3 protein-coding genes, 1 tRNA gene and 1 rRNA gene are annotated in these 6420 nt (G+C 69.7%); 1 reads left to right on the top strand and 4 read right to left on the bottom strand.

Translation table 11 applies throughout. The annotated features are described in order from the left end of the window. Positions 1–2196 (bottom strand): HAMP domain-containing protein (locus tag ACFVTC_RS37840; protein ID WP_390133565.1); only part of this gene is annotated, 2196 nt, incomplete at its 3' end. A 364-nt stretch (positions 2197–2560) separates the two neighbouring features. Here ACFVTC_RS37840 and ACFVTC_RS37835 point away from each other — a divergent pair. Continuing rightward, on the top strand, positions 2561–5308 hold the full coding sequence (locus tag ACFVTC_RS37835; protein ID WP_390133715.1) for a SpoIIE family protein phosphatase: 2748 nt from the start codon (positions 2561–2563) through the stop codon (positions 5306–5308). Positions 5309–5368: 60 nt separating this feature from the next. Here ACFVTC_RS37835 and ACFVTC_RS37830 read toward each other — a convergent pair. The 3 genes from ACFVTC_RS37830 to rrf form a co-directional block, all read right to left on the bottom strand. After that, positions 5369–5444, bottom strand: a tRNA-Thr gene (locus tag ACFVTC_RS37830). A 104-nt stretch (positions 5445–5548) separates the two neighbouring features. Beyond that, the gene (locus ACFVTC_RS37825) at positions 5549–6211 is read right to left on the bottom strand and encodes a DegT/DnrJ/EryC1/StrS family aminotransferase (protein WP_390133713.1); all 663 of its coding nucleotides are present in this window, start codon (positions 6209–6211) and stop codon (positions 5549–5551) included. A 114-nt stretch (positions 6212–6325) separates the two neighbouring features. Then, positions 6326–6420, bottom strand: a 5S ribosomal RNA gene (gene rrf / locus ACFVTC_RS37820); the annotation flags it as partial.

The following is a 6420-nucleotide window of genomic DNA, read 5'->3' as shown; positions in this document are numbered from 1 at the left end:
CTGGTCCACCATCGTGTTGAGGGTGTTCTTCAGCTCCAGGATCTCGCCGCGCGCGTCCACGTCGATCTTCTGCGACAGGTCACCCCGCGCCACCGCGGTCGCGACCTGCGCGATGTTGCGCACCTGTGCGGTCAGGTTCCCCGCCATGCCGTTCACGGAGTCCGTCAGGTCACGCCACACGCCCGCGACACCCGGCACCTGGGCCTGCCCGCCGAGCCGGCCCTCCGTACCCACCTCACGGGCCACCCGCGTCACCTGGTCCGCGAAGGCGGAGAGCTGGTCGACCATCGTGTTGATGGTGTTCTTCAGCTCCAGGATCTCGCCGCGCGCGTCCACGTCGATCTTCTGCGACAGGTCACCCCGCGCCACCGCCGTGGTGACCTGCGCGATCTGCCGCACCTGCGAGGTGAGGTTCCCCGCCATGAAGTTGACGGAGTCGGTCAGTTCCTTCCACGTACCGGACACGCCGTCCACCCGGGCCTGCCCGCCGAGGCGGCCCTCCGTGCCCACGTCCCGGGCCATCCGCGTCACCTGGTCGGCGAAGGACGACAGCTGGTCCACCATCGTGTTGACGGTGTTCTTCAGCTCCAGCATCTCGCCCGCGACCTCGACACTGACCTTCTGCGACAGGTCACCGCTGGCGACCGCCGTCGTCACCTGCGCGATGTTGCGGACCTGTCCGGTCAGGTTCCTGAAGGCCGTGTTGACGGAGTCCGTCAGGTCCTTCCACGTACCCGCCGCGCCCGGCACCTGCGCCTGACCGCCCAGTTCACCCTCGACACCGATCTCCCGCGCCACGCGCGTGACCTCGTCACCGAAGGACGACAGCTGGTCCACCATCGTGTTGACGGTGTTCTTCAGCTCCAGCATCTCGCCGGCGACCTCGACGCTGACCTTCTGCGAAAGATCACCGTTGGCGACCGCCGTGGTCACCGCGGCGATGTCCCGCACCTGGGTCGTGAGGTTCCGGAAAACCGTGTTGACGGAGTCCGTCAGGTCCTTCCACGTGCCCGCCGCGCCCGGCACGTTCGCCTGCCCGCCGAGCCGCCCCTCGCCACCGACCTCGTTGGCCACACGCGTGACCTCGTCCGCGAACGTCCGCAGCGTCTCGGTCATCTGGTTGATCGTCTCGGCGAGCTGCGCGACCTCGCCACGTGCGGAGACGGTCACCTTCTGCGACAGGTCACCGTTCGCGACCGCCGTCGTCACCTGCGCGATCCCGCGCACCTGCGCCGTCAGGTTGCCGGCCATCAGGTTCACCGAATCGGTGAGGTCCTTCCACACGCCGGCCACACCGGGCACCTGCGCCTGGCCACCGAGTTCACCCTCGGTGCCCACCTCGCGCGCGACCCTCGTCACCTCCGAGGAGAACGAGGAGAGCTGGTCCACCATCGTGTTGACGGTGTTCTTCAGCTCGAGCATCTCGCCGGCCACGTGAACCGTGACCTTCCGGGACAAGTCACCCTTGGCGACCGCCGTCGTGACGAGAGCGATGTCACGCACCTGAGCCGTCAGCCGGTACGCCATGGTGTTGACCGAGTCCGTGAGGTCCTTCCACGAACCGGACATACCGCGCACCCGGGCCTGTCCGCCCAGCTTGCCCTCGGTGCCGACCTCGCTGGCCACCCGGGTGACCTCGTCGGTGAACGTCGACAGCTGGTCGACCAGGTTGTTGACCGTGCGCCCGACCTTGAGGAACTCCCCGCGCAGCGGATGCCCGTTGCCGTCCGCCGCCTGCGCCCGCAGCTCCATGCGGGGCGACAGATCACCCTCCGCCACCGCGGACAGCACCCGGCCGACCTCGGAGACAGGCCGTACGAGGTCGTCGACGAGCGCGTTGGAGGCGTCGATCGCCGCCGCCCAGGAACCCTCGCAGGCGCCCGTCTCCAGCCGCTCCGTGAGTTTGCCCTCACGCCCGACCATCCGCCTCACCCGGGACAGTTCACCCGTGAGATGCAGGTTGCGGTCGGCCACCTCGTTGAAGACCGCGGCGATCTCCGACATCACGCCGTCACCGGAGACCGTGAGGCGCTTGCGGAAATTGCCGTCCCGCATCGACACCAGGGCGGCCAGCAGCCTGTTCAGAGCCGCCGAGTCCACCTCGGTGGTGCCGTTGCGCGGCGCGCGCTGGCTGTTCAGGGACTGTCCGTCTTTCGCGCGCGTCTTAGTGCCCCGCGTCGCTGCGCCAGACTCCACTGTGTCCCTCCCGCAAGGGTCGACCATCACTGCTCGGCGTACTGGGATACTGCTGCTCGGCGAACCGGAAGGCCCTCAGCCTGCCGGGACCTTCCCACTGGAGCCTGCCCAGTGTTTCACCCCTGCTGAACCAGGCCATAACAGTTCGGCAGCTTCGCACATCGTCCGCACACGGTTCCGACGCGAACCAGAGGACCCTCCGGAGGGAAACATGGGCCCTCTCCGGGCGGAAACACTGGTGACCGGCATCCGCACGGACCGCGAAGGTAAGTAACCTTGCATGCGGCTGTCCAGCCACACCGGTCCGTCCGGCCTGGGCGGTGGCACGAGAACGAGCGGGCAGGCATCGGAGGGGCACCGCACCATGACCACCGGACTGCATCCTGGGGGACCGCCTCAGGATCCTCGGCCGACAGGGAACCAGGCGCTGCCCCGGCAGGAGCAGGCCGGGCCGGCACCGCTGCACGCCGACAACCGGACAGGGAGTTCTGTGATCACCGCGCGCGCGGCCGCCAGCTTCGACCCCGTGGGACGATCGGTCGCGACCGCCCGTTCCTTCGTCCGCGACACCCTCCAGGGCTGGGGCTTCGCCGACATCGTCGACGACGCCGTGGTCCTGACCAGCGAGCTGGTCACCAATGCCGTTGTGCACGCGGGCACCTCCGCCGACGTCCTGTGTCTGCGCAGCGACGACGGCGTACGCATCGAGGTGGCGGACCGCTACCCAGAACGCGAGATTCCACTCCAGGCGTCGGCCGTGAACATGGGCAGCCCGGACCGCGAGGGCGGCCGCGGCCTCCAGCTCTGCGCGGCGCTGGCCGGCCACTGGGGCGTCGAGTACTCCCCCACCCACAAGCAGGTCTGGTTCCAGCTCGACCTCCCCGAGCGCCCGGTGGGGACACGCGCCGCGGGCCCTTCCCTCCCCGCCCATCTCCTTCCGCTCGCCGACGGCCGGGTGCGCGTCGCGGTCATCCAGATCGACCGCGTCGGCTCCATCTCGGCGTGGAACGAGGACGCGGAAGACCTCTTCGGGTACGCGGCCGAGCAGGTCACCGGCAAACCCCTGACCGACCTCGCGGCCTGGCCGCACACCCCGGGCACCAGCACCGGCATCGTCGAGGCCCTTCAGCTCTCGCGCTGGGAGGGCAGTTACGGCATCCGCGGCGCGAGCGGCCGCGTCACCCCCGTCTACGCCTCCCACCTCCGGGTCCGTGACACGGGCGGCGAGCCCTCGACCGTCTGCCTCCTCGTGCGCGACCACGAACGGGCCGTGCTGCAGACCCCGTTGCGCGCCTCCGCCACGGACACGACGACCAGCTCCGAGGGCCAGGCCACGGACCCCTTCGAGGTCTTCATCGGTTCTCCGGCCCCCGATGACCTGGACGGACTTCTCCAGCGCACGGTGGAGCGCGCCCGCGACATGCTCGACGGCGACTCCGCCTTCCTGCTCCTGGCCACCGACGACGAAACGGAGTTGGAGGTACGCGCCTCGACGGGCCTGCCCTCCGCCCGCCAGCGCTTCGCCCGCGTGCCGGTCGAGGCGGGACCGGGCCGCTACGGCTCGGCCCGGATGCCGGCCGTCCACGAGGACCTGACGGTCGTCCCCGGCGCCGTTCCCCTGCTGGGCGGCACCGGCATGCGTTCGGTGGTCACGGTCCCGCTGAAGGTCGAGGGACGCCTGACGGGCTCTCTCGGTGTCGCCGCCGAGTCGCCCTCCAGATACTCCAACGAGGAGGCGCTGCGCCTCCAGTTCGCCGCGGACCGTATCGCGCTGGCGGTGGAATCGGCCCGCCTGGGCGAGCTGGAACGCCTGCGCCGCGGCTCGCTCTCCTTCCTCGTCGAGGCGTCCGACCTCCTCGCCGGCACGCTCGACCGTGACCAGACCCTGGCCCTGATGGCCCAGATGACCGTCCCGACGCTGGCCACCTGGTGTGCCGTCTACACGATCGCCGACCAGGCATCGGACCCGTATCTCTCCTATGTCCTGCACGAGGACGAGGAACGCATCGACGGCCTCAAGGCCCTACTGTCGAAGATCGCCCCGCCGGACCCGGTCCCCACTCCGGGCGCCCGTGTCTGGCCTGCCCCCGCCGAGGCGGCCCATCAGGCGGCACTGCGCACCTCCATGCGCAGCCTGGGCCTCGGCGAGCGTTCACCGGTGAGTTCCGGCATCGGCACGACGCTGGCGACGGCCGCGGCGGTCGGGGGCGAGACGGTCGTCCTGCCCCTGGTGGCCCGCAACCGGGTCATCGGGATGCTGACGCTCGGCAAGCCGTCCGACGAGCACTTCCGGCAGGAGATCCTGGAGCTGGCCGAGGACCTCTCCCGAAGGGCCGCCCTGGCCCTCGACAACGCCCGCCTGTACTCGGAGCGCACGGCGATCAGCCAGTCCCTCCAGCGCAGCCTCCTGCCCCCGGAACTCCCCCACATCGAAGGCGTCGAGGTCGAGGTCATCTACCGCGCGGCCGGCGAGGGCAACGAGGTCGGCGGCGACTTCTACGACCTCTTCCCGATCCGCGACGGTGCCTACGGCTTCGCCATCGGTGACGTCTGCGGTACGGGCCCGGAGGCCGCGGCGGTCACGGGTCTGGCCCGGCACGCGCTGCGGTTGCTGGCCCGCGAGGGTTTCGGTGGCCCGGCGGTCCTGGAGCGGCTGAACTCGGCGATCCTCGACGAGGGCGCCCGCAGCCGCTTCCTGACCCTGTTGTACGGCGAGTTGTGGCCCCAGGAGGACGGCAGTGCCGTGCTGAAGGTGGTCTGCGCCGGTCATCCGCTCCCGCTCCGTCTGCGCCAGGACGGCACGGTGGAGGCAGCCGCCGAACCGCAGCCGCTCCTCGGCGTCATGGAGGACCTGGAACTGTACGAGCAGACGGTCACCCTCGATCCGGGTGACGTGCTGCTGTGCGTGACGGACGGCGTCACGGAACGCCGTGAGGGCACCCGCATGTTGGGGGACGACGGTCTCACGGACGTCCTCACCACGTGTACGGGTCTGACGGCGGGCGCGGTGGCCGCCCGTGTGATGCGCGCGGTGGAACGCTTCGCCTCCGACGCCCCGTCCGACGACATGGCGATTCTGGCGATGCGGGTACCGGGCCTGCAGGTGGACTGAAGCCTCCCCGACGGGAACAGCGAAAAGGCCCCGCCCGGAAGGGCGAGGCCTTTTCTGCTGTGGAGCCCCCCAACGGAATCGAACCGTTGACCTTCTCCTTACCATGGAGACGCTCTGCCGACTGAGCTAGGGGGGCCTGTCACCTTTTCGAGGTTTCCCTCGCGGCAACGAAATAGATCATACCCCGAACAGAAGCGTGCTCCTAATCAGTCCCGCTGACGCCCTGTGAGGTCGGCCGGATCAGAAGGCGGGCTGCAGGAGACCGCCGAGCGCGTTGCAGGCGGACACGATCCGCTGCATCTCCCGCTTCGTCAGCGACGCGTCCACGGGCAGCGCGAGCGTCTCGTCGGCGGCCCGCTCGGTCTCCGGGAGGTACACGTCCCGCCGGAATCCGGGCATGCGGTGCACGGGGGTCTTCACCGGCACCCGGCACTCGACTCCGCGGGTCCGTACGGCCCGTGCGAAGGCGTCCCGGTCCGGCCGCCCGTTGCCCGGCACCCGCACGACGTACTGCTGGTACGTGTGCCCGTCGCCGCCCGCCGGTGTGCGCACGCCGCTCAACCGCCCGTCGAGGTAGGCGGCCCGCTCCCGGCGCTGCGCGATGTCCTCGTACGGCGCTTCGGACTCGCCCAGTTCGAGGACGAGGAGTCCGTGCCGCTGCCCGACGTCACGCAGCCGCACCATGTCGGCCGACCGTCCGAAGCGGTGGACGACGACGACGGCCATGGATCGTGCGGTCACGGCCGCCTCGACCGCGCCGGCGTCGAGGCAGTAGGTCGCCGGGTCTATGTCGGCGAAGACGGTCGAGGCTCCGGCCTGGGTGACGGCCTCCGTGACTTCGACGTTGCCGAACGCCGACACGATGACCTCGTCACCGGCTCCGACGCCCGCGGCCCTGAGCATTGCAGCAGTACCCATGACGCGGATGGTGGTCGCGAAAAGTGAACGCAAAGTGACGCACAACAAAAAAGAGCTGGTCCCCGAACCGAAGTTCGGGGACCAGCTCTTTTAATATTAGTTCGGCGGCGTCCTACTCTCCCACAGGGTCCCCCCTGCAGTACCATCGGCGCTGTGAGGCTTAGCTTCCGGGTTCGGAATGTAACCGGGCGTTT

The organism is Streptomyces sp. NPDC057950 (assembly GCF_042887295.1).
Lineage (GTDB): Bacteria > Actinomycetota > Actinomycetes > Streptomycetales > Streptomycetaceae > Streptomyces > Streptomyces kaempferi.
This window is presented reverse-complemented; position numbering and strand designations above follow the sequence as displayed.